Below are 21,515 nucleotides of genomic sequence, written 5' to 3'. Positions count from 1 at the left end.
CCGATGTCCCGCGACAGCGCGCGCCTGTTCACGCCGGTCCTGATCGGCGGCTCGTTGATCCTGATGATCAACTTTGCCCTGCGCGCCAGTTTCGGCGTGTTCCAGATCCCCGTGGCCGAGACCTTCGACTGGCCGCGGACCGAGTTCAGCATGGCCATCGCCATCCAGAACCTGGCCTGGGGCATCGGCCAGCCGATCTTCGGCGCGCTGGCCGAACGCTGGGGCGACCGGCTGGCGATCATCATCGGCGCGGCGCTGTATTCGCTGGGGCTGGTGATGACCGCGCTGGCGACCACCCCCGGCGAGATGCAGTTCTGGGAAATCGCCGTCGGCTTCGGCATCGCGGGCACCGGCTTTGGCGTCATCCTTGCGATCATCGGCCGCGCCGCCAGCGACGAGAACCGCAGCCTGGCCCTGGGCATCGCCACCGCCGCCGGATCGGCCGGGCAGGTCATCGGCGCGCCCCTGGCCGAGGGGCTGCTGGCCGTGCTGCCCTGGCAGCAGGTGTTCATCGTCTTTGCCGCGCTGGTCCTGCTGGTGCTGATCTTCCTGCCGATGCTGCGGTCCACCCGCCCCGCCAGCCGCCACGAGATCGAGGAATCGCTGGGCACCGTGCTGAAGCGCGCCTTTACCGACCCCAGCTATCTGATGATCTTCGCGGGGTTCTTTTCCTGCGGCTATCAGCTGGCCTTCATCACCGCGCATTTCCCCGCGATGATTACGGAAATGTGCGGCCCCATCGCGCCGGACGGCGGGCTGGCCGCGCTGGGGATCACCACCACCTCGGCGCTGGGGGCGGTCGCCATCGGGCTGATCGGGGTGGCCAACATCGCGGGGTCGATCGCGGCGGGCTGGCTGGGCAAGCGTTACAGCCGGAAATACCTGCTGGCGGGGGTCTATACGCTGCGCACGGTGATCGCGGCGTGGTTCATCCTGACCCCGATCACCCCCGCGACGGTCGTCATCTTCTCGCTGCTGATGGGGTCGCTGTGGCTGGCGACGGTGCCGCTGACCTCGGGTCTGGTCGCCTATATCTATGGGCTGCGCTATATGGGGACGCTTTACGGGTTCGTGTTCCTGTCCCACCAGCTGGGGTCGTTCCTGGGCGTGTGGCTGGGCGGCAAGCTGTATGATCTGTATGGCGACTATACGGTCGTGTGGTGGGTCGGCGTGGGTGTCGGGGCGTTTTCCGCCCTGATCCACCTGCCGGTGCGCGAGGCCCCGGCCCTGCGCCCCGCCGCGGTCCCCGCCTGAAGGCCGGGCCCGAGGTCCCCGCGCCCGGGGAAAGCGCGCCCTAGCCCGCCGCCGACAGGATATAGCGGGCGGCGATCAGGTCCAGATGCGCCCCGCCGCCGTTCTTGGCGACCGTGATCGCGTCATCCGACCGGCGGGCATAGGCCCCCGCGGGCAGGTCATAGAAATCGCCCAGAATGTCGTTTTCGGTGATGACGCCCGCATCCAGCGGGATCTGGATCTCGCCGATATGGCCGATGGTCGTGGCGCGGCTGTCCACGAACAGGCGGGCGCGGCGCAGAACCTCGTCGTCGGCCTCGCGCATGTCGGGGCGATAGGCGCCGATCAGGTCGACATGGGTGCCCGGCGACAGCCATTCGCCGCGCAGCACCGGCTGGCGCGACATGGTCGTGGTCGCGATGATCTCGGCGTCGCGGACGGCCAGTTCCAGGTCGCCCGTGGCCGCAGCGCCCTTGCGGTCGGCCAGCGCGCGGGCGGCCGGGGCCGAGCGGTTCCAGATCGTGACGGCGGCATCGGGGATCAGCGCGCGATAGGCGTCGATCATGCTGGCGGCGACGTTGCCCGCCCCGATCACCAGCACCCGGCGCGCGTCCGCCCGCGCCAGCCTGCGGGCCGACAAAAGGCTGTCGCCCGCCGTCTTCCATTTCGTGACCAGGTGGAAATCGACGATCGCCTCAAGCAGGCCGGTCGCGTCGTCCAGCAGGTTCACCGCGCCGTTGACCATCCCCAGCCCGCGGTCGGGGTTGCCCGGAAACACCGTCGCGGACTTGACCGCCAGCCCCAGCCCGTCGATCCACGCGCTGCGCGTCAGCAGCGTGTCGTCGCCGCGATAAAGGAAGGTGTCGGCCACCTCGGCGCGCGGCATCTCGTGCCCGGCGGCGATGGCGTCGGTCAGCGCGATCCAGTCGAGCCGCGGCTCGACCTCGGGTCCGATCAGGCGGGGGGCGGTCATGGGCAGTCCTTGTGCTGGGCCGCGTCGGCGATCACAGCGCAGGCTTTAGGCGGCGGCCGCCCGCGCCGCAACCCTGACGGGCAGGGCGGGCCAGGGGCGCGCCGCGATCCCCGTTGCGCCCGGCACCCAATTGCCGCAGCTTGCCCGCGTAACGACGCAAGGCCCCAGATGCGCGCCTTTCTGACCGCCGGCACGATCGCGCTGACGCTGGGCTATGTGCTCAGCCAGTTCTATCGCGCCTTCCTTGCCGTGCTGACCAGCACGCTGCAGACGGAACTGGGCGCGACGCCGGGCGATCTGGCGCTGTCGTCGGGGTTGTGGTTCCTGACCTTTGCGCTGATGCAGCTGCCGATCGGCTGGGCGCTGGACCGGGTGGGGCCGCGCCTGACCTCGTCCGTGCTGCTGGCGCTGGGGGGCGGGGGCGGCGCGGCGGTGTTCGCGCTGGCAACGCAGCCCTGGCACCTGCATGCCGCGATGGCGCTGATCGGCATCGGCTGCGCGCCCGCGCTGATGGCGGCCTATTACATCTTTGCCCACGACCACCCGCGCGCGGCCTTCACGACGCTGGCGGCGGCGGTGGTGGGCTTCGGCTCGCTGGGCAACATCCTGGGCGCGGCGCCGCTGGTGTCGCTGATCCACGCCATCGGGTGGCGGCCCGCGCTGTGGCTGCTGGCCGCGCTGACCTTGGCCGTGGCCGCGCTGCAGCTGCTGTCGGTGCGCGACCCCGCGCACCACGGCGGGGCGCCGCAGGTGCGGCTGTCGCAGATCCTGACCCTGCGGGCGTTGTGGTTCATCCTGCCGCTGTTCGCGGTCAGCTATGCGGCGTCGGCCGCGATCCGGGGGCTGTGGGCCGGGCCCTATCTGCGCGACGTGTTCGGCGCGGACGACACGGCGATCGGGCGGGCGACGCTGGTCATGGGGCTGGCAATGGTGATCGGCAGCTTTGTCGCGGGGCCGGCCGCGCGGCTGATCGGATCGACGCGGCGCGCGGTGCTGGCGGGCCATGTGCTGGCGGTCGCCACGCTGGCGGGGCTGTGGCTTGTGCCCGGCCACAGCCTGGCGCTGGCCGTCCTGCTGCTGGGGCTGATCGGGCTGACCGGCACCAATTATGCGCTGGTCATGGCCCATGCGCGGTCGTTCCTGCCGCCGCAGCTGGTGGGGCGCGGGGTGACGCTGCTGAACATGTTTTCCATCGGAGGGGTCGGCGTCATGCAGTTCGCCTCGCGTCCCGTGCACGCAACGGCGCAGGCGCTGAACCCGCCCGCGCAGGCCTACGGGTTCCTGTTCCTGTTCTTCCTGGTGCCGATGGCGGTCGGGCTGGGGCTGTATCTGCGCACGCCGGAATCCGGTGATGTCTGATCCGCGCACCATCGAGGTCGTGGCCCCGAACCTGAAACGCCGCCTGTCGGGCGTCACCGCGACGGTGGTGCGGCTGATCCCGGTGCAGGCGCGGATGGTCGGCATCGTCGCGACCGGGCCGGGCCTGCCGCCAGACGTGCCGCATATCCCGCTGGCCCGCGCCGCCGCCCTGCCGCGCGACCGCTGGCGGGTCTGGCACGCGCGCCGCAACACCGAAATGGCGCTGGGGCTGGTGCTGCGCCACGTGCTGCGCCGCCGCTATCGCTTGCTGTTCACCAGCGCGGCGCAGCGGCGGCACACCGGATTCACCCGCTGGCTGATCCGGCGGCAGGACGCGCTGATCGCGACCTCGCCGCAGGCCGCGTCGTTTCTGGAACGGCCCGCGACGGTGATCCTGCACGGCGTGGACACCGCCGTGTTCCGCCCCGCGCCCGACCGCGCGGCGCTGCGCCGCGACCTGGGGCTGGACGCGGACGCGGTGCTGGTCGGCTGCTTCGGGCGGGTGCGGGCGCAAAAGGGCGTGGACCTGCTGGTCCGCGCCGCGATCCGGGTGTTCCCGCGCCACCCCCGCGCGCAGCTGATCCTGACCGGGCGCATCACGCCCGACAATCGCGCATTCGCCGACGCGCTGATCGCCGAGGCCGCGGCCGCGGGCCTGGGCGACCGCATCCGGTTCCTGGGCGAGATCCCGTGGGATCAGGTGGTGCGCCATTATCAGGCGCTGGACCTGTTCGCCGCCCCGGCCCGGTGGGAAGGCTTCGGCCTGACGCCGCTGGAGGCGATGGCCTGCGGCGTGCCGGTCGTCGCGTCCCGCGTCGGCGCCTATGAGACGCTGGTCCGCGACGGCGAGACCGGGACGCTGATCGCGCGCGACGATTTGCCCGCGCTGGCGGCGGCGCTGGACCGCTGGCTGTCGGACGACGCGGCGCGCGCCCGCGCGGGACAGGCGGCGCGCGCCCATGTGGCCGCGCACCACGCGATCGAGGGCGAGGCCCGCGCCATCACCGCCGTCTATCGCGGGCTGCTGGCATGACGCCCCTGCGGTTCCTGCTGGCCCGGACCATGCGGAACGAGCCGATGCTGGCCAGCCTGTCCGCGCCCTTGTCCGACCTGCACGCCGAACTGGCCGGGCGGCGGGTGGCGCTGGTCGGGAACGCCCGCGCGCTGGCGCAGGCGCGGCAGGGCGCGCAGATCGACGCGGCCGACCTGGTGGTGCGGATCAACCGCGCGCCGATGCCCGACCCCGACAGCCACGGCACCCGCACCGACTGGCTGGGGCTGGCCGTGCGCCTGCCCCCCGCCGACCGCGCGCGGCTGGCGCCGGGGCGCATCCTGTGGATGTCGCCCAAGCGCAAGCGGCTGGACTGGCAGACCGCGCACAGCCCCGGGTTCTATCTGCATCCGCTGCCGGAATACGCGGCGCTGGCCGCCCGGCTTGGGGCGCCGCCCACGACGGGGGCGATGCTGATCGGGCTGATCCTGTCGGCGCCGGTGGCCGGGCTGACGCTGCACGGCTTCGACTTTTTCGCCAGCCAGTCGCTGTCGGGCCGCCGCCGCGCCGCGCAGGTGCCCCATGATTTCGCGGCCGAGGCCGAATGGGTCGCGCGCACGGCGCAGGACGATCCCCGGCTGCGGCTGGCCTGAGCGGCGGCGCGGCCGGACCGGGGTTTCACACCCCGGACCCCGTGGGATATTTGCCGCCAGAAGATCGCGCCGTCACGGCCCCATCGGCCCGTCGTCCCAGATCTGCGTCAGCGAGCGGTTGCCGACCCGCATCAGCCGCGCCAGCGTCGCCCCCAGCGCGGTGGCGTCCCGGCGGTCGGCGCAGGCGCCCACATCGACGGCCACGCCCGCCAGCGAGACCAGACCCATCTGCCACGCCAGCCGCGACAGCAGGTCGGCCTGCGCGACCAGCCGCGCCATCTCGCCGGCCATCGCGGCGCGGCGCGCCTCGGCCAGCGCGTGCGCCAGCTGTTCCAGCGCGACGCCGATGACGTTCTGCGCCGCCGTCTCGCCCAGCTCGTCCACGATGTCGCCCATCCGCCCGGCATCGAGGCGCACCGCCTCGTCCAGGGTCAGAACCGCAAGGTTCCCCATGTCCATCACCCCATCAACCCCGTGTCCCCACACGTCCGGGCACCTTTCGCCGCAAGCGCTTAAGATTTCCTTATGCGGCGCCGCGAAAACCTCTCGAAGTTTAGGCGACCGCTGCTTATGCACACGCCAGTCGCCGTCAAAACCGGGGGATATCCGATGACACAGGCCCTGCCCTTGCCGCATTATCTGGTGCAGCGCTATCACGGCTGGCGCGCCACCTCGTTCGCCGAGAACCGGGCATGGTACCGCCGGCTGGCGACCGACGGGCAGCGACCGCGGGCGATGGTGATCTCGTGCTGCGATTCGCGCGTGCATGTCACCTCGATCTTCGGCGCCGACACGGGCGAGTTCTTCATCCACCGCAACATCGCCAACCTGGTCCCCGGCTATGCGCCCGACGGCGAACAGCACGGCACCTCGGCGGCGGTGGAATACGCGGTCAAGACGCTGAAGGTCGCGCATCTGATCGTCATGGGCCACAGCCAGTGCGGGGGCGTGCAGGGCTGTCTTGCGATGTGCGCGGGCCACGCGCCGGACCTGGACGAAAAGACCAGCTTCGTCGGCCGCTGGATGGACATCCTGCGCCCCGGCTATGACCGCATCCGCGACCTGCCCGAGGATCAGCAGGTGGCCGCGCTGGAACGCCAGGCGGTGCTGATCTCGCTGGAAAACCTGATGACATTTCCCTTCGTCGCCGCCGCGGTCGAGGCGGGCGAGCTGTCGCTGCACGGCCTGCTGCACGACATTTCCGACGGGGCGCTGACCCAGTTCGACGGCGCCGGCTTCGTCGCCGTCTGAACGGCGGGGCCCTGCGGGCGGCGTCAGCGCGCCCGCAGGTGGTTCACCTTGGCCATGTGGTCGGCGATCTGCCCAACCTCGGCCAGCCACTGCCCGACCAGCAGCGGGTCGCGCGGCGCGGCATGGACGCCGGGCGCAAACCGCCCTTGCAGCGCCGATTCGACCGCCATCGCCACGGGGATCGACACCAGCTGCGCCATCGCCGTGCCGTCCTGGTTGCCCTGCGAATCCAGCACCCATTCCTTGCCGAACACCGCCGCGCCGTCGCGGCTGGCGTGCAGCGCCACGAACAGCACGACGCGGTCCGGCTCGCCCGGCGCATAGGCGTGGTCGGTCCAGAACCGCTCGGCCATCTGCCGCAGCCGGGCCTCGCCTTCCGGGCCGTCCAGCGTCTCGACCTCGGCAAAGACCGGCGCCCACGCCTCGGCCCACCCCTTCAGCCGGATGGTGCCGCGCACGAAGTCACGGATGTCCCAGTCGCGGTCAAAACCATAGTGATCGACGAACACCGTCGAATCGCGGTTGGGATAGACCTCGAACCGTTCGGGCACGGGCAGCGGCGCGTCATAGGGGTCGATGGCGTGCCACGGCCGGTCCACCATGCGTTCCGCCCCGTCCCGGATCGACCGCGACGGCGAGCGCAGCGCCCGCAGCACCCCCAGCGGCGACCACGAGAACTTGTAGCGGAACGGGTTCGGGTGCTTGGGGATGCCCCCGCAATAGCTGGTGAACCGCACCGCGTCGCCCGGCTGCGCGACGTGGCGATAGTCGTTGACCAGATCATGCGCCATCAGGTGGTCGATGCCGGGATCCAGCCCGACCTCGTTCACCAGCGCCACGCCCGCATCCACCGCCGCCTGTTCCAGCGCCGCCATCTCGGGCGAGATATAGCTGGAGCTGACGAAATGCGCGCGCCGGTCCAGGCAGGCGCGGGCCAGCGCCACGTGCTGGTCGGCGGGCAGCATCGACACCACCACGTCGCCCGGCCCGACCGCCCCGGCCAGCGCCGGCAGGCTGTATTCGCGGATGTCGTCCGCCACGTCGCCCACCGCGTCCCGCGCCTTGCCCACGGTGCGGTTCCAGACCGTCACCGGCACCGCGCCCCGCAGCAGGCGGCGCAGTCCGGGAACCGACGAGAGGCCCGTTCCGACCCAATGGATGGTCATGCCGAAAGCCCTTTCAGATGCGTGTCAAAGATGGCGGCGGCCCGGCCCCACGGCCCGGCGTCGATGGCGCTGAGCCCGCGCAGCACCGGCAGCAGCTGGCGGGCGTAATCCTCGCTGCTTTCGCGCGGCAGCATCGAGGGCAGGTTGTCGATGGCGGTGACGTCCAGCGGCGGCGTCTGCGCCACGCGCAGCGCCGGGACCGCCCAGTCGGTGGTGCGGTCATAGACCTTGATCGGGGAAAACTCGCTGGTCGGGTCGCAGGCGATGTCGCCGATCACCCGCAGTGCCCGGCCGGGGTTCACGGCATCCGCCGGGACGAACACCGGCGTTCCGGGCATCGCCAGGATGCAGTTGAGGAAGATCTCGTGCAGCAGGATTTCCGGGAACGGCCCGCCATGCGCGGTCTCGGCCATGTCCCATTTCGTGACCCGCACGCCCATCTCGGCGCACAGGTCGCTGGCCCCGGTGCCGACGCGCCCCAGCGCGCCGATCACGATGGCGCGGGGGCGCGGCTGGCCGGTTGCGTCCAGTTCGGCGCGCAGCTCGTCGGTCAGCGCGGCGCGGCCGGGATAGGGCGCGACCGGGCCGCAGATGCCGCCGCGGGCCTGCGCCGCCCAGCATTTCAGCGCAACCGCCGCGCCCGCGAACCCGGCCCAATAGCCAAAGGCCGCCAGCCTGCGGCCGTCCTCGTCCAGCAGATATTCCAGATCATAAAGCCGACCCCCGCCCGCGCGGAACCGACGCAAGAGCACCTGTCCGGCGGGCTGGCCCTTGAAGGCGTGGCCGAACATGATGTGACGGTGGGTCAGGGGGCTCTCGTCCTCGGGCAGCTCCTTGAGGCCGAAGACGATGGCGTCGGCGGGCGCCGCGCGCCACGATCCCTCAGCCGCGATGGTCGCCCCGGCGGCGGCGTATTCGGCGGCGGGGATGACGCGGGTGCGGCTGTCCTCGACCGTGACGCGGAAACCGGCGGCGACCAGATCGCGCACGCCGGCGGGGGTGATCCCCACCCGATCCTCGTTCGGGCGGCTTTCGGCCCGAACCCACAGATGCGTCATGGCTTGGCCCCCTTGTCCCGCGTCGTGAACCGCAGGCTTACGGAAAGGCGACGCGGTCGTCCAGCCGGGGCCGCCGCGCGCCAAGGAACGGGCCGTCGCCCGCCGCGTCGATGCGGGCGATGGCGGTGGCGATGCCTTCCGTGATGACCGACATGGTGAAGGCGGTGGCGTGGATCATGGTGGCGGCGTCCAGCGCGATGGCCACATGGCCGGGCCAGAACAGCAGGTCGCCGCGGCGTATCTGCGCCGTCTCGGGGAACGCCCCGCGTTGCATGTCGCTGTCGCCGGGGCAGGCGATGCCCGCGCCATGCAGCGCGGCCTGCGCCAGCCCGGAACAGTCGATGCCCGCGCGCGAGTTGCCGCCCCACAGATAGGGCGTGCCCAGCAGGGTCAGCGCGACCGTGGCGGGATCGTCGGCGGGCGTGTCGCCGATGTGCTGGACCGGCACGAAGAACCCGTCCGCCAACCGGGCAAAGCGGCCGTCGAAGCCGGTGACGGACAGCCGCGCGCCAAGGGACAGCCCGCCACGCTCCGCCTGCTTGAAATCCGGCGCGGCATAGACATGCGTCGCGGGCGCGGTGACGCGGTGAGTGATGGCGGGACGCTTACCGCTCAGATGCCTGCGCGCGACCCAGCCGCAATAGCCGTCCGCCGCCGCCTGCACAAAGGCCCAGCCGTCGCGCTCCTCGATCAGCGTGACGTCGGCGCCGTGCAGCAACTGGCGGTCGCGCGGCCCGTCCGGCGCGCGGTTCAGGTCGGCCAGCCCGCCGATGACCCGCATCGGGCGGCCGTCAGCGACCGCCTCGCGGTCGATCCCCGATCCGCGCAGCGCCACGCGGTCCGTCGCGGGGGTCAGGCGGCGGTCCATCAGGCGATTCGGGGCAGGGCGTGCAGGATGGCGCGCATCCCCTGCCCCGCGCCGCCCTTGGGCCGCCCCGGCGCAGCCGTGGGCTGCCAGCCATAGATGTCGAAATGCGCATAGACCTGCGCCCCATCGGTGAACCGGCGCAGGAACAGCGCCGCCGTGATCGCCCCGGCAAAGCCGCCGCCGGGGGCGTTGTCGAGATCGGCGATGGCGGGCTCGATCATCGCCTCGTAGGGTTCCCAGAACGGCATCCGCCAGATCGGGTCGGCGTGGTCGCGGCCCGCCTGATACAGCGCGTCGGCCACGGCGTCGTCGTCGCAGAAGAACGGCGGCAGATCGGGGCCCAGCGCGACGCGGGCCGCCCCGGTCAGGGTCGCCATGCTGACCAGCAGGGCAGGCGCCTCCTCGGCAGCCAGTGCCAGCGCGTCGGCCAGCACCAGCCGCCCCTCGGCGTCGGTGTTGTTGACCTCGACCGTCAGGCCCTTGCGGCTGGTCAGCACGTCGCCGGGACGGAAGGCGTCGCCGGCGATGGCGTTCTCGACCGCTGGAATCAGCACCCGCAGCCCGCCCGCGCGGCCCATCCGCGCCAGCGTCTCGGCCAGGCCCAGCACGTTGGCGGCCCCCCCCATGTCCTTTTTCATCAGCCCCATCGAGGATGCGGGCTTGATGTCCAGCCCCCCGGTGTCAAAGCAGACGCCCTTGCCGACCAGCGTGACCGCCGGGCCGTCGCCCGGAAAGCGCAGGTCGATCAGCCGGGGCCCACGCCCCGGCCCGGCGGCGCGGCCCACGGCGTGGATCATGGGGAAATCGCGGGCGAGTTCATCGCCAGCGACGACCGTGACCCCGGCTCCGTGGCGCGCCGCCAGATCGCGGGCCGCCTGCTCCAGCTCCGCCGGACCCATGTCCGACGCGGGCGTGTTGATCAGGTCGCGCGCCAGATATTCGCCCGCCGCCATCGCCAGCACCGCAGCGGCGTCCACGCCATCGGGGCAGACCAGCCGCGCGCGCGGCGCGTCGGCCGTTTTATAGCGGTCAAAGCGATACTGCGCGAACAGCCACGCCAGCGCCCCATGCGCGGCGTCATACCCCTCGGGCGCGCCGGCCAGGTGCCAGGCCCCCTCGGGCAGCGCCTCGGCGGCGCGGGCCAGGGTGAAGCGTTCGCGGGCCGGACGGTCGGCGGGCGTGCGCGGCCGGCCCAGCCCGAACAGCGCGCCCGAAACGCCATCCCCGCCCGGCAGCAGGCAGACCTGCCCCGCCTTGCCGAGAAAACCCGCCGCGCGCGGAAACGCCGGATCGACGCCCGCGGGCCACACCGGCCCGTCGCCGCCCTGCTCGACCAGCCACAGCGGCCTGCTGCCGGCGTCATCCGGGGCGAATGCGGGGTCGGTCATGGACGGCTCCTGTCGGTCGTGCGGCACCGTTTTGTGAGTATTTGGGCCAAGAAGAAACCCCGCGCGGCTTCTTCTTGGCCCAAATACTCATACTTCACTTTGGGCGGATTTCCGGCTATGGCCCGCCGTCTTGATCGTGAAAGGATCCCCTGATGGGTTACAAGGTCGTCGTTGCGGGCGCCACGGGGAACGTGGGCCGCGAAATGCTGAACATCCTGGCCGAACGCCAGTTCCCGGTGGACGAGATCGCCGTGCTGGCGTCGCGCCGCTCGCTGGGGACCGAGGTCAGCTTTGGCGACAAGACCCTGAAGACCAAGGATATCGAGGGGTTCGACTTCACCGGCTGGGACATGGCGCTGTTCGCCATCGGGTCGGACGCGACAAAGCAGTACGCCCCCATCGCCGCCAAGGCGGGCTGCGTGGTGATCGACAACTCGTCGCTGTATCGCTACGACCCCGACGTGCCGCTGATCGTCCCCGAGGTGAATGCCGACGCGATCACCGGCTATGGCAAGAAGAACATCATCGCCAATCCCAACTGCTCGACCGCGCAGATGGTCGTCGCGCTGAAGCCGCTGCACGACCGGGCGCGGATCAAGCGGGTCGTCGTCAGCACCTATCAGTCGGTGTCGGGCGCCGGGAAAGAGGGCATGGACGAGCTGTGGGAACAGACCAAGGCGATCTATAACCCGACCAAGGACGTGCCGCCGAGCAAGTTCCAGAAGCAGATCGCCTTCAACGTGATCCCGCAGATCGACGTGTTCATGGATTCCGGCGACACCAAGGAAGAATGGAAGATGGTCGCCGAGACCAAGAAGATCATGGACGCCAAGGTCAAGGTCACCGCGACCTGCGTCCGCGTCCCGGTCTTTGTCGGCCATTCGGAATCGATCAACATCGAGTTCGAGGATTTCCTGGACGAGGACGAGGCCCGCGACATCCTGCGCGAGGCGCCCGGCGTGCTGGTGATCGACAAGCGCGAACCCGGCGGCTATGTCACGCCCATCGACTGCGTGGGCGATTTCGCCACCTTCGTGTCCCGCATCCGCCAGGACACCACGATCGAGAACGGCCTGAACCTGTGGTGCGTCAGCGACAACCTGCGCAAGGGCGCGGCGCTGAACGCGGTGCAGATCGCCGAACTGCTGGGCAGCCGCGTGCTGAAGAAGGGGTGAGGAACGCCCGCAAACGGTCCAGTGGACCGTTTGCAGTTCCGAACGCCCGGAGCGTAAGCGAAGGGCCGGGCCGGATCAGGAAAAGGTCCAGTGGACCTTTTCCCCGGCGAACGCCCGGAGCGTCAGCGGAGGGGTGAAGGGCGGCCGCAAACGGTCCAGTGGACCGTTTGCAGCCCTGAACGCCCGGAGCGCAAGCGGAGGGCTGGCAGGCGCCCGCAAACGGTCCAGTGGACCGTTTGCAGCCCTGAACGCCCGGAGCGCAAGCGGAGGGCTGGCAGCGCCCGCAACCATTCCAGTGGACCATCGCAGTTCCGAACGCCGAGCGTCTGCGACTCGCCCGCATCGGGCCAAGACCCGCCGCGCACGTTCCCCATAGACCCGCGCGCGAAGTCCCGCGCAAGCGGACCGCTTCAAACCCCAGACTCTCCAACCCCGCCCGGACCGCCAACGGTCCGGTGATCCCAGCCAGTGCGCCTCGGGCGGGCCGCACCTGCACGTGTCCACGCCCTGTTTGCGCCTGTATCCGTCTCAGCCATCAGCCAACCCGCCCCGCAGCCCGGAAGGACGTCCACTCGGCAGTCCCCTGCCGATCCCCCTGCCCACAATCATTCGTGAGGGAACGGCGCATCGGACCGCACGTTCGACCAGGCAAATGCCCCGCCCGCCGCTCACGCGCCGCACAGCGCAAGGTGATGCGACAGTGATCGGCGGCGGGCCTAAATTGCGGCAAGACACCGTATCCTGGGAGACACGTTCATGGCTTATTCCGGCCTCATCACCGCAGGCACCTCGCGCGCGGGCACGATTTCCTCGTGGGGCGACTATGACACCTACAACACGACCTTCATCGCCGGGCTGACCTATTCGGTCGCGGCCAAGGGCGCGTCGTCGGGGTCGGGCACGCTGGGCGACCCGAACATCTCGCTGTTCAACAGCGCCGGGACGCGGGTGCTTTACAACGACGACATCAACCCGCCCAACGACGCCACGCCCGGCACCAACCGCGATGGCCAGATCACCTTCTCGATCGGCGCGGGCGGCACCGGCACATGGACGCTGGGCGTGGGCGAGACCGGCAACAACGCCACCGGCAGCTATACGCTGACCGTCTCGCTGGGCTATGCCACGAACGGAAACGACCAGGTGGTCGGCACCGCGGCGAACGACGGCATCCACGGCATGGCCGGCAACGATACGCTGTATGGCCAGGGGGGCAACGACATCCTGGTCGGCGCCGAAGGTAACGACCAGCTGCTGGGCGGGGCCAACGCCGACCGGCTGGACGGCGGCGCGGGGGCCGACGTGCTGCGCGGCCAGGCGGGCTGGGACGTGCTGCTGGGCGGCGCGGGGGCCGACCGGCTGATCGGCGGGGCGAACCCCGACCGCTTCGTCTTCAACTTCATCTGGGACAGCAGCGCCGCCGCGGGCGTGGACACGATCGAGGCCGGCGACGGCGCCATCGCGTTCGAGGGGATCGGCCAGACCGGCGGCGACGTGATCGACCTGTCGGGGATCGACGCGAACGTGAACCTTGCCGGCAACCAGACCTTTGGCTTTTCGGCCAGCGGGGCCGCGGGGACCGTCGTTCTCAGCGAAAGCAACGGCAGCACGATCCTGTCGGGGCACGTCAACAACGACGGCGTGGCCGATTTCCGGCTGGTCATCCAGGACGGCGCGATCAGCGCCTATGCCTATACCGCCGACGAGTTCATCCTGTAGGCCGCGCAGGGAACGGACGGGTCACGCCGCGGTTGTCACCCCAAGGCAACCAAGGAGATGCGCGATGACCCGTTTCGCCCTGACGACAGTTCTGGCGGCGGCGCTGGCTGGGCCCGCCGCCGCCGATTTCAATGCCACGCCCCCCAACGCGCCCGACCAGCAGCCCGCGTTCGACGGCCAGACCCGCGCGCCGGTGTTGCCCGACGACATCAAGCTGGCCACGACGACCGTGGCCGACGGGCTGGTGCATCCGTGGGCGATGGCCGAACTGCCGGACGGCGGCTGGCTGGTGACGGAACGCCCCGGCCGGCTGCGGATAGTCGCCGCCGACGGCACGGTCGGCCCCGAGATCGGGGGCCTGCCCCCGGTCGATGCGCGCGGTCAGGGCGGGTTGCTGGACGTGATGATCGCGCCCGACTTCGCCGACCGCCGCGTCTGGATCAGCTATGCCGCGCCCGAGGGCGACGGCAAGAACGCGACCGGCGTCGCCACCGGCACGCTGTCGGCAGACGGCACCACGCTTGAGGACGTGGCCGAGATCTTTCGCCAGACCCCCGCCTGGGACAGCGACAAGCACTTCGGCTCTCGCCTGGTGCTGGACGGACAGGGCGGGCTGTTCGTGACGCTGGGCGAGCGGTCGGACCCCGAACCCCGCGCCACCGCGCAGGACGACGGCAACCACATCGGCAAGCTGGTCCGCATCGACCCGATGGGCGGCGCGGCGGGCGCGGGCGTCGACGGCTGGCTGCCCGAGACATACGCCAAGGGCTTCCGCAACGTGCAGTCGGCGGCGCTGGACGGCCAGGGCCGGCTGTGGACCGTCGAACACGGCCCCAAGGGCGGGGACGAGTTGAACCGCCCCGAGGCCGGCAAGAACTATGGCTGGCCGATCATCACCTATGGCCTCGACTACAGCGGCGCGCCGATCGGCGAGGGGATCACCGCGCAGGACGGGCTGGAACAGCCGGTCTATTACTGGGATCCGGTGATCGCGGCCAGCGGGCTGGCGTTCTATGACGGCGGGATGTTCCCGGAATGGCAGGGCAACGCCCTGATCGGCGGGCTGGTCGGTCAGGCGCTGGTGCGGCTGACGCTGGACGGCGACCGCGTGACCGGCGAGGCGCGCCACCTGCAGGGCATCGGCAGGGTGCGCGACGTCGAGGTCGCGCGCGACGGCTCGGTCATGCTGCTGACCGACGCCGAGAACGGCGCGCTGATCCGCGTCACGCGCGAGTGATGCCCTGCGGGGCGGGCGGCGGTTCGTGACGCCGCCCGCCGCGATGGACCATGCGGGCTGGCGCTTGCCGCATCCGGCGGCTGCGGTTCGCCGGCATCCCGTCCAGCGCAGCGGGCGGCGGCGACTGGCCTGCCCCGCCACCCGCGCGGCCCCGCTCAGAACTTCAGCAGGTCGTTTCGGCGTTCGAAACCGGCGGCTGCGGGTCCGCCGGCATCCCGTCCGGCGCAGCGGGCGGCTGCGGGTCCGCCGCCGCGCCTGTGGCGGCGGCTGGCCTGCCCCGCCACCCGCGCGGCCGCGCTCAGAACTTCAGCAGGTCGTCCTCGGCATCCGCCGCATCCAGTCCCAGCGCGGCCATCCCGGCCTCCAGATGGTCGGCCAGGCGCGGCTCGCCCATCAGGTAATCCTCGGTCGGCGTGGTCTTTTCGGCGCGCGCCGTGGCCATCGCCTCGGCCAGCTCCTCGGCCTCGAACGTGCCGCGGCCGATCCACATGACGGCGGTCAGCGCCGCCTGCTCGTCGTCGTTCAGGTCGGCGATAAAGTCGCGCAGCTCGAACGCGTTGCGCCCCCCGCGCCCGTCCGGGCCCTGATCGTAATCGCGGGCGCGGATGATGACGAAGGCGATCTTGTCGGCGCTGATCTCCAGCATTGTCGGTCCCCTTTTCCCCGCTTGTCGCCCCAAGGGGCGCGGGCGTCAATCAGCGCCCGAACAGGCGTTCGATATCGGCCAGCTTCAGCTCGACCCAGGTGGGGCGGCCGTGGTTGCACTGGCCGGACCGGGGCGTCCGCTCCATCTCGCGCAACAGCGCGTTCATCTCGTCGGCGGTCAGGCGGCGGCCCGACCGGACCGAGCCGTGGCAGGCCATCGACGACAGCACCGCATCGAGGCGCGATTGCAGCCGGTCCGACGCGCCAAGGTCGGCGAGGTCGTCGGCGATGTCGCGGATCAGCGCGGCGGCGCCGATGCGCCCCAGCGCGGCGGGCATTTCGCGCACGGCGACGCAGCCGGGGCCGAAGGGTTCCACCACCAGCCCCAGCCGGTCCAGGTCGGCGGCCGCCGCCAGCACCGGGGCGGCCGCGTCGCCCAGATCGACGATTTCCGGGATCAGCAGCGCCTGCGAGGGGATGCGGCCGGCGGATTGCGCCTTCAGCCGTTCGTAGACCAGCCGTTCGTGGGCGGCGTGCTGGTCCACGATGACGATGCCGTCGCGGGTCTGGGCGACGATCCAGTTTTCGTGCAGCTGCGCGCGGGCCGCGCCCAGCGGGGCGTCGGACGGGGCGTCGGCGGCGTCGGGCGCGGGTTCGACCCGCGCCGCGGCCTCGGCAAAGCCGGGCGCAAGCGGGGCCTCCAGCGGCGCCTGCGCGGCCCACGACAGCGCCACGGCGGCGGGCGACGGGCGCGGGGTTTCCGGCCGAAACTCCGCCAGCGTCGCCGCCCCCCCGGTGGACGAGGCGCGGTGCCCCGCCCCGGCCAGCGCATGGCGCAGCGCCGTCACCACCAGCCCGCGCGCGGCGTCGGGTTCGCGGAACCGCACCTCGGCCTTGGCGGGGTGGACGTTGACGTCCACCTGCTGCGGGTCGCAGGCCAGATACAGCACCGCCGCCGGATGCCGTCCGGCGGGCAGCGTGTCGAAATACCCCGCCCTGAGCGCCCCGGTCAGCAGCCGGTCGCGCACCGGCCGGGCGTTGACGAACAGATGCTGCGCCACCGCCGCGCCGCGCGAATAGGTGGGCAGGGCCGCCAGCCCGGTCAGCCGCAGCCCGTCGCGGGTGGCGTCGATGGGCACGGCATTGTCCAGGAACTCGCGCCCCATGACGCGGGCGACGCGGGCGGCCAGCGCGTCGAACAGCTCGCCCTGCTCGGCGTCGGCGCGGAAAAGGACGCGCCCCTCGTCCTCGTCCGTCAGGGTGAAGGCGGTGGCGGGTTCGGCCATCGCCAGCCGGCGCACGATTTCGGCGATGGCCATCGTCTCGGCCCGGTCCGACCGCAGGAACTTCAGCCGCGCGGGCGTCGCGTGGAACAGGTCGCGCAGTTCGACCACCGTGCCGCGGTTGCCCGCCGCGGGACGGACCGGGGCGATGCGCCCGGCGCTGACGGCGATCTGCGCGGCCTCGGACCCGGCGGCGCGGCTGGTCAGCGTCAGCCGCGCCACTGCGCCCAGGCTGGGCAGCGCCTCGCCGCGAAAACCGAAGCTGCGGATGTTCAGCAGGTCGGACCCGTCGATCTTGGAGGTCGCGTGGCGGGCCAGCGCCAGCGGCAGGTCGGCCGCCGTCATGCCGCAGCCGTCGTCGGTGACGCGGATCAGCCGCTTGCCGCCGCCCGCGATCGCCACGTCGATGCGGGTGGCGCCCGCGTCCAGCGCGTTCTCGACCAGTTCCTTGACGGCCGAGGCGGGGCGTTCCACCACCTCGCCCGCCGCGATGCGGTTCGCGGCAGCCTCGTCCAGTTGGCGGATCACCGGCCGGATGTTGGGATCGTGTCGGGTCATGCCACCATATCTAGCATAACTGGCGCAGCGGTCACGCGATTCGCGCCACCGGCGGCATTTGCGGGAACCGGGCGGTCCATAGTCCGTTGAATCCTGAAGAAACAACGCACGAGGACGGACCATGAAGACGATGGCAATCATTGCGGCGGTCGGCATGCTGACCGTCGCGGGCTGCGGCGACAACGCGGGCGAACGCGCGCTGACCGGCGGCACGGCAGGTGCCTTGGCCGCCGGGCCGGTAGGCGCGATCGCAGGCGGCACGCTGGGTGCAAGTGGGGCCGTTCAGGTCAAGTAAGTCCCGCAAGCACAAGACCGCCGCGCCCCTTCCTAAAGGGCGCGGCGGTTTTCGCGTTCAGTCGCCAGTGACGCGCTCGGGCCGTCCAACCAGCACGAACCGCAGGTCGCCCGAATCCAGCAGCCGTTCGGCCACGCGCTGCACGTCCTCTGCCGTCACCGCCGCGATCCGGGGGTTGCGCGTGTTGACGTAATCGCGCGGCATCCCCATCAGCTGCATGCCCGTCAGGATGCCCGCGATCTTGCCGTTTCCGTCGAACCGCAGCGGGTATTCGCCGGTCAGATAGGTCTTGGCGTCGGCCAGTTCCCGTTCCGTCACCCCGTCCCGCATCCCGTCCCAGACCTGCCGCACCAGCGCCACCGCCTGCGCGGTCTTGTCGTTGGCGGTGGCCATGCCGCCCTGCCACGTCTGGCCCAGCACCTGGTTGGCAAGGCCGGTGCCGACGCCATAGGTCAGGCCGCGCTTTTCGCGGATCTCCTCCATCAGGCGGGACGAAAAGCCGCCGCCGCCAAGGATGTGGTCCAGCACGAAGGCGGCGAAATAATCCGGGTCGTCCATCGGCAGCCCCGCCTGGGCAAAGCCCACGACGGTCTGCGGGCTGTCCCAGTCGATGACCGTGGTGCCGCCGGTCAGCTGCAGCGCGGCGGGCGGCGGCAAGGGCGCGGTCGCCTGCGCCGGCAGGCCGCCCAGGATCGCGTCCAGCAGGTCGCCCAGTTCGGCCGCGGTGATGTCGCCCGCCGCCGACACGATCACGCGGTCGCGCGCCAGCACCCGGTCCTTGGCGTCCAAGAGGTCGTCGCGGGTCAACGCCGCCACGCTGCCCGCCGTCCCGTTGACCGAGGTGGCATAGGGGTGGTCGCCCCACGCCTGCCGCGCCATCTCGCGCGCGGCCAGCGTCTGGGGGTCGGTGTCGCCCGACCGGATCACCGCCTGCACCTGCGCGCGCACCCGTTCCAGCGCGTCGGCGTCGAACCGCGGCGCGGTCAGCGCGTCGCGGATCAGCGCGGCGGCGGCATCGCGGTTTTCGGTCAGCAGCCGCGCGCCCACCGTGACCGCGTCGTCGCCCGCGTCGAAGGACAGCCGCGCGCCGGTCGCCTCCAGCGCCTGCGCGAAGGCGGTGGCGTCACGCTCGCCCGCCCCTTCCTCAAGCAGGGCGGTCATCAGGTTGACGGCCCCCCGCCTGCCCGGATCGTCGACCGAGGCGCCGCCGCGGAACGCGATGTCCAGCGCGACAAAGGGGATCGAGTGATCCTCGACCAGCCAGGCGGCTATCCCGCCGGGCGAGGTGGTTTCCTGGATGTCGATGGCCCGCGCGGGCAGCACAGCCAGCAGGGTCAGCGCCAGGGCGGAAAGCAGGGTGCGGATCACGGCTTGGCCTTTCCGGTTGTGTCGGCGTCGGCCGGGGCGGCGGCAGCGGGCGCGCTGCCCCCGTCGGGGGGCGGCGGCGGGGCCGCCGGGGGTGCGGCGGGGTGCGGGGTGTCGGCGGCGGGCACCGGCGCAGGTGCGGCGTCGGCGTCGGGCGGGGCGGGGGCGGTATCGACGTCCGCTGCGGTTGGCGCGTCGCCGCTGCCCGGCACTGGCGCGGGCTGGGCCACCACCGGCAGCGTGGGGACAGCGGCGGCGGCAGCGGTGGCGCCGTCCGCCGCGCCCGCACCGCCCGCGACCTCCGCCGTCGCCGGATCGGGCAGCAGCCACGAGGTCACGCCGGGCCGGTCGCCCAGCACCAGCGCGGCGGCGGCGCGCACGTCGTCGGCCGTGACCGCCGCCAGCAGGTCGGGCCAATCGTTCACGTCCCGCACCGACAGCCCGATCGCCAGCCCCTGCCCATAGTCATAGGCGCGCCCATGCGCCGAATCGCGTTCATAGATGCGCGCCGCGCGCAGTTGCGTCCGCACCCGGTCAAGCTGGTCGGGGTCGGGTCCGTCCCGCAGGAAAGCGTTGATCGCGGCGTCCAGCGCCGCCTCGGCGTCGGCCTGCGCCACGCCGGGCGCGGGCACCATCGACACCGAGAACTCGGTCGGATCGACCGCCAGCCCGTCATAGCCCGCGCCGACATACAGCGCCTTGCCCGGCAGCACCAACGCCTGCCCCAGCGCCGAGGTCTGCGGCGACCCCGCCAGCAGTTCGGCCAGCACGGTCAGCGCGGCGGCGGTCCTTTGATCGCCGGGGTTGCGTTCGGGCGCGATCACGCTGCGCGACAGGATCGGCTGCGCGACGCGGGGATCGGCCATCTCGATCCGGCGCTCGGCCCGTTGCAGGGGTTCCTGCGGGCGGGCCTTGCGGTCCGCGCCCGGCTTGGGCGCGATCGGGCCGTAATGCTTTTCGGCCAGCGCCCGCACCTGATCGGCGGTCACGTCGCCGGCCACGACCAGCACGGCGGCGTTCGGCGCATAATGGGCGTCATACCAGGCCAGCGCGTCGTCGCGGGTCAGCCCCTCCATCTCTTGCCGCCAGCCGATGACGGGGCGGCCATAGGGGTGGTTATAGAACTGGACGGCGCTGCGCTCCTCTCCGAACAGGGCGCGGGGGTCGCTGTCGGTCCGCTGGGCGCGTTCCTCCAGCACGACCTGGCGTTCGGCCTGCCAGTCATCCTCGCCGATGCGCAGGTTTTCCATGCGGTCGGCCTCCATCCCCATCACAAGGTCCAGCCGGTCGGACGCGATGCGCTGGAAATAGGCGGTGAAGTCATAGCTGGTGAAGGCGTTGTCCATGCCGCCGTTGGCCGTGACCGTCTTCGACAGCTCGCCCGCCGCCAGCCTGTCGGTGCCCTTGAACATCAGGTGTTCCAGGTAATGGGCAAGGCCGGTCTTGCCCGGCACCTCGTCGGCGGACCCGATGCGATACCACACCATCTGGACGACGACGGGGGCGCGGTGATCCTCGATCACGACCGCCTGCATGCCGTTCGGCAGGGTGAAGTGGCTGACGCCGGGCGGCATGGCGGATGGCGTTTGCGCGGGCGTCTGGGCGGGCGCGGCGGCCGCCGTCGCCAGCATCAGCGCGGCAGCGACGGGCAGGATGGGACGGCGCATGGGAAACCTCCGGTGTTGCCGCAAGGTGGCGCGCGGGAGCCGCAGGCGCAACCCGCGGCCCGGTCAACCCGCGGTGAGCGGGTCGTTCCCGGACGTGCGGCAGATAAGGCGGCGCGTCAGTCCGCGACCGGCGGCGCGCTGGGGGTCTGCACGCCGGTCGGGCGCCAGCGGTCCAGTTCGGCCCAGCTGTCCAGCGTCTGCGGGCGATAGGCGCGGTAATAGACGCCGGTGCGGGCCAGCACCTCAAGCGGGCGGCGGCGGTGGCCGGACCGATAGGCCTGATCCTCGGCCGCGGTGACCTGGCGGATGCCGGGGGTCACGCCCGCCCGCGCGGCATGCGCGATCAGCGCGCCGTCGGCGGCGCCCACGCCCTGCGCCGACAGATGGCCGGGGTTGCCGCCCAGCGCGGCCACGGCGTCGGCGGCGGGCGCGGGGTCGGTGATGTTGCCCCCGCCCGGCGTCGGCGGCGGCAGTTGCGCCAGATCGGGCGGCATCGACAGCGCGCGGGTCGGCAGGATGGCGAATTCGTCCGGGCCGTCGCCGCCGCCGCTGATGTTCATCAGCCGGCCGTCGTCGCTGCACGCGCCCAGCGCCGCGACGACCATGAAACCCAGCGCGATTGCCCGCATGT

General features: G+C 71.8%; 20 protein-coding genes. 9 read left to right on the top strand and 11 right to left on the bottom strand.

What is annotated here, in order from left to right; genetic code table 11:
• Window positions 1-3 precede the first annotated feature (3 nt).
• Window positions 4-1,254 carry an MFS transporter gene (locus EPA64_RS04640; protein WP_134725073.1) on the top strand — a complete coding sequence of 417 codons (1,251 nt, stop codon included), beginning with the start codon at window positions 4-6 and terminating at the stop codon, window positions 1,252-1,254.
• Between the two features lie 40 nt (window positions 1,255-1,294).
• Here EPA64_RS04640 and EPA64_RS04635 read toward each other — a convergent pair whose 3' ends face one another.
• Window positions 1,295-2,206 (bottom strand): ornithine cyclodeaminase family protein, encoded by a 912-nt coding sequence (locus tag EPA64_RS04635; RefSeq protein WP_134725072.1) that lies wholly within the window; start codon window positions 2,204-2,206, stop codon window positions 1,295-1,297.
• Window positions 2,207-2,374: 168 nt separating this feature from the next.
• On the opposite strand from EPA64_RS04635, the gene EPA64_RS04630 reads away from it, so the two are divergent.
• The 3 genes from EPA64_RS04630 to EPA64_RS04620 are packed head-to-tail and all read left to right on the top strand — an operon-like array spanning window position 2,375 to window position 5,209.
• A complete protein-coding gene (locus tag EPA64_RS04630) occupies window positions 2,375-3,565 on the top strand; it encodes an MFS transporter (RefSeq protein ID WP_134725071.1) in 1,191 nt (396 codons plus the stop codon).
• Window positions 3,558-4,598: a glycosyltransferase family 4 protein gene (locus EPA64_RS04625; protein ID WP_134725070.1), complete on the top strand. Its 1,041-nt coding sequence runs from the start codon at window positions 3,558-3,560 to the stop codon at window positions 4,596-4,598. Before EPA64_RS04630 ends, EPA64_RS04625 begins: the two co-directional genes overlap by 8 nt.
• Window positions 4,595-5,209 (top strand): glycosyltransferase family 29 protein, encoded by a 615-nt coding sequence (locus EPA64_RS04620; protein ID WP_134725069.1) that lies wholly within the window; start codon window positions 4,595-4,597, stop codon window positions 5,207-5,209. Before EPA64_RS04625 ends, EPA64_RS04620 begins: the two co-directional genes overlap by 4 nt.
• A 72-nt stretch (window positions 5,210-5,281) precedes the next feature.
• On the opposite strand, the gene EPA64_RS04615 is transcribed toward EPA64_RS04620, so the two are convergent.
• Window positions 5,282-5,668: a hypothetical protein gene (locus EPA64_RS04615; RefSeq protein ID WP_246026598.1), complete on the bottom strand. Its 387-nt coding sequence runs from the start codon at window positions 5,666-5,668 to the stop codon at window positions 5,282-5,284.
• A gap of 150 nt (window positions 5,669-5,818) precedes the next feature.
• Here EPA64_RS04615 and EPA64_RS04610 point away from each other — a divergent pair, with 150 nt between their 5' ends.
• Window positions 5,819-6,460: a carbonic anhydrase gene (locus EPA64_RS04610; RefSeq protein WP_134725068.1), complete on the top strand. Its 642-nt coding sequence runs from the start codon at window positions 5,819-5,821 to the stop codon at window positions 6,458-6,460.
• 23 nt (window positions 6,461-6,483) lie between these two features.
• Here EPA64_RS04610 and EPA64_RS04605 read toward each other — a convergent pair whose 3' ends face one another.
• From EPA64_RS04605 to EPA64_RS04590, 4 genes are read right to left on the bottom strand one after another with little or no spacing between them, the layout of a single operon-like run.
• Window positions 6,484-7,626, bottom strand: coding sequence for a saccharopine dehydrogenase C-terminal domain-containing protein (locus EPA64_RS04605; RefSeq protein WP_134725067.1), 1,143 nt, complete (start codon window positions 7,624-7,626; stop codon window positions 6,484-6,486).
• On the bottom strand, window positions 7,623-8,684 hold the full coding sequence (locus EPA64_RS04600) for a saccharopine dehydrogenase (protein ID WP_134725066.1): 1,062 nt from the start codon (window positions 8,682-8,684) through the stop codon (window positions 7,623-7,625). The genes EPA64_RS04605 and EPA64_RS04600 overlap by 4 nt, the downstream gene beginning before the upstream one ends.
• 37 nt (window positions 8,685-8,721) lie before the next feature.
• The gene (locus tag EPA64_RS04595) at window positions 8,722-9,552 is read right to left on the bottom strand and encodes a C40 family peptidase (protein WP_134725065.1); all 831 of its coding nucleotides are present in this window, start codon (window positions 9,550-9,552) and stop codon (window positions 8,722-8,724) included.
• The gene (locus tag EPA64_RS04590) at window positions 9,552-10,940 is read right to left on the bottom strand and encodes a leucyl aminopeptidase family protein (RefSeq protein WP_134725064.1); all 1,389 of its coding nucleotides are present in this window, start codon (window positions 10,938-10,940) and stop codon (window positions 9,552-9,554) included. Before EPA64_RS04590 ends, EPA64_RS04595 begins: the two co-directional genes overlap by 1 nt.
• A 152-nt stretch (window positions 10,941-11,092) precedes the next feature.
• On the opposite strand from EPA64_RS04590, the gene EPA64_RS04585 reads away from it, so the two are divergent.
• The 3 genes from EPA64_RS04585 to EPA64_RS04575 all read left to right on the top strand — a co-directional run bounded on the left by EPA64_RS04585 (window position 11,093) and on the right by EPA64_RS04575 (window position 15,071).
• Complete coding sequence (locus EPA64_RS04585; protein ID WP_134725063.1) at window positions 11,093-12,115, top strand: aspartate-semialdehyde dehydrogenase; 1,023 nt, start codon at window positions 11,093-11,095, stop codon at window positions 12,113-12,115.
• Window positions 12,116-12,871: 756 nt separating this feature from the next.
• Window positions 12,872-13,834 carry a calcium-binding protein gene (locus EPA64_RS16385; RefSeq protein WP_134725062.1) on the top strand — a complete coding sequence of 321 codons (963 nt, stop codon included), beginning with the start codon at window positions 12,872-12,874 and terminating at the stop codon, window positions 13,832-13,834.
• A 64-nt stretch (window positions 13,835-13,898) separates the two neighbouring features.
• On the top strand, window positions 13,899-15,071 hold the full coding sequence (locus EPA64_RS04575) for a PQQ-dependent sugar dehydrogenase (protein ID WP_134725061.1): 1,173 nt from the start codon (window positions 13,899-13,901) through the stop codon (window positions 15,069-15,071).
• Between the two features lie 298 nt (window positions 15,072-15,369).
• Here the strand turns inward: EPA64_RS04575 and EPA64_RS04570 are convergent, their stop codons facing one another.
• Both EPA64_RS04570 and mutL read right to left on the bottom strand, forming a co-directional pair.
• A complete protein-coding gene (locus tag EPA64_RS04570) occupies window positions 15,370-15,717 on the bottom strand; it encodes a DUF3775 domain-containing protein (RefSeq protein WP_134725060.1) in 348 nt (115 codons plus the stop codon).
• A gap of 49 nt (window positions 15,718-15,766) precedes the next feature.
• Window positions 15,767-17,557 carry a DNA mismatch repair endonuclease MutL gene (gene mutL, locus EPA64_RS04565; protein WP_134725059.1) on the bottom strand — a complete coding sequence of 597 codons (1,791 nt, stop codon included), beginning with the start codon at window positions 17,555-17,557 and terminating at the stop codon, window positions 15,767-15,769.
• A 121-nt stretch (window positions 17,558-17,678) separates the two neighbouring features.
• Between mutL and EPA64_RS16230 the strand changes: the two genes are divergently transcribed.
• A complete protein-coding gene (locus EPA64_RS16230; RefSeq protein ID WP_167626579.1) occupies window positions 17,679-17,852 on the top strand; it encodes a hypothetical protein in 174 nt (57 codons plus the stop codon).
• Window positions 17,853-17,909: 57 nt separating this feature from the next.
• On the opposite strand, the gene EPA64_RS04560 is transcribed toward EPA64_RS16230, so the two are convergent.
• The 3 genes from EPA64_RS04560 to EPA64_RS04550 all read right to left on the bottom strand — a co-directional run bounded on the left by EPA64_RS04560 (window position 17,910) and on the right by EPA64_RS04550 (window position 21,513).
• Window positions 17,910-19,220 (bottom strand): M16 family metallopeptidase, encoded by a 1,311-nt coding sequence (locus EPA64_RS04560; RefSeq protein WP_134725058.1) that lies wholly within the window; start codon window positions 19,218-19,220, stop codon window positions 17,910-17,912.
• Window positions 19,217-20,884, bottom strand: a complete 1,668-nt coding sequence (locus EPA64_RS04555) for a M16 family metallopeptidase (protein WP_342773346.1) — start codon at window positions 20,882-20,884, stop codon at window positions 19,217-19,219. The genes EPA64_RS04560 and EPA64_RS04555 overlap by 4 nt, the downstream gene beginning before the upstream one ends.
• A 116-nt stretch (window positions 20,885-21,000) precedes the next feature.
• Complete coding sequence (locus tag EPA64_RS04550; RefSeq protein WP_134725057.1) at window positions 21,001-21,513, bottom strand: DUF3035 domain-containing protein; 513 nt, start codon at window positions 21,511-21,513, stop codon at window positions 21,001-21,003.
• Between the last annotated feature and the right edge of the window lie 2 nt (window positions 21,514-21,515).

It is taken from the genome of Paracoccus luteus, assembly GCF_004522155.1.
Taxonomy (GTDB): Bacteria; Pseudomonadota; Alphaproteobacteria; order Rhodobacterales; family Rhodobacteraceae; genus Paracoccus; species Paracoccus luteus.
Note: the sequence above shows the minus strand (reverse complement) of the source record. Positions and strands in the feature narration are given on the sequence as shown.

What these genes read in the sequence shown, in the direction of transcription:
- EPA64_RS16385 (WP_134725062.1), top strand. Translation starts at nt 12,872, where the DNA reads ATGGCTTATTCCGGCCTCATCACCGCAGGCACCTCGCGCGCGGGCACG.
- EPA64_RS04615 (WP_246026598.1), bottom strand. Translation starts at nt 5,668, where the DNA reads ATGGACATGGGGAACCTTGCGGTTCTGACCCTGGACGAGGCGGTGCGC.
- EPA64_RS04575 (WP_134725061.1), top strand. Translation starts at nt 13,899, where the DNA reads ATGACCCGTTTCGCCCTGACGACAGTTCTGGCGGCGGCGCTGGCTGGG.
- EPA64_RS04555 (WP_342773346.1), bottom strand. Translation starts at nt 20,884, where the DNA reads ATGCGCCGTCCCATCCTGCCCGTCGCTGCCGCGCTGATGCTGGCGACG.
- EPA64_RS04635 (WP_134725072.1), bottom strand. Translation starts at nt 2,206, where the DNA reads ATGACCGCCCCCCGCCTGATCGGACCCGAGGTCGAGCCGCGGCTCGAC.
- EPA64_RS16230 (WP_167626579.1), top strand. Translation starts at nt 17,679, where the DNA reads ATGAAGACGATGGCAATCATTGCGGCGGTCGGCATGCTGACCGTCGCG.
- EPA64_RS04625 (WP_134725070.1), top strand. Translation starts at nt 3,558, where the DNA reads ATGTCTGATCCGCGCACCATCGAGGTCGTGGCCCCGAACCTGAAACGC.
- mutL (WP_134725059.1), bottom strand. Translation starts at nt 17,557, where the DNA reads ATGACCCGACACGATCCCAACATCCGGCCGGTGATCCGCCAACTGGAC.
- EPA64_RS04620 (WP_134725069.1), top strand. Translation starts at nt 4,595, where the DNA reads ATGACGCCCCTGCGGTTCCTGCTGGCCCGGACCATGCGGAACGAGCCG.
- EPA64_RS04610 (WP_134725068.1), top strand. Translation starts at nt 5,819, where the DNA reads ATGACACAGGCCCTGCCCTTGCCGCATTATCTGGTGCAGCGCTATCAC.
- EPA64_RS04595 (WP_134725065.1), bottom strand. Translation starts at nt 9,552, where the DNA reads ATGGACCGCCGCCTGACCCCCGCGACGGACCGCGTGGCGCTGCGCGGA.
- EPA64_RS04605 (WP_134725067.1), bottom strand. Translation starts at nt 7,626, where the DNA reads ATGACCATCCATTGGGTCGGAACGGGCCTCTCGTCGGTTCCCGGACTG.
- EPA64_RS04550 (WP_134725057.1), bottom strand. Translation starts at nt 21,513, where the DNA reads ATGCGGGCAATCGCGCTGGGTTTCATGGTCGTCGCGGCGCTGGGCGCG.
- EPA64_RS04590 (WP_134725064.1), bottom strand. Translation starts at nt 10,940, where the DNA reads ATGACCGACCCCGCATTCGCCCCGGATGACGCCGGCAGCAGGCCGCTG.
- EPA64_RS04570 (WP_134725060.1), bottom strand. Translation starts at nt 15,717, where the DNA reads ATGCTGGAGATCAGCGCCGACAAGATCGCCTTCGTCATCATCCGCGCC.
- EPA64_RS04640 (WP_134725073.1), top strand. Translation starts at nt 4, where the DNA reads ATGTCCCGCGACAGCGCGCGCCTGTTCACGCCGGTCCTGATCGGCGGC.
- EPA64_RS04600 (WP_134725066.1), bottom strand. Translation starts at nt 8,684, where the DNA reads ATGACGCATCTGTGGGTTCGGGCCGAAAGCCGCCCGAACGAGGATCGG.
- EPA64_RS04630 (WP_134725071.1), top strand. Translation starts at nt 2,375, where the DNA reads ATGCGCGCCTTTCTGACCGCCGGCACGATCGCGCTGACGCTGGGCTAT.
- EPA64_RS04585 (WP_134725063.1), top strand. Translation starts at nt 11,093, where the DNA reads ATGGGTTACAAGGTCGTCGTTGCGGGCGCCACGGGGAACGTGGGCCGC.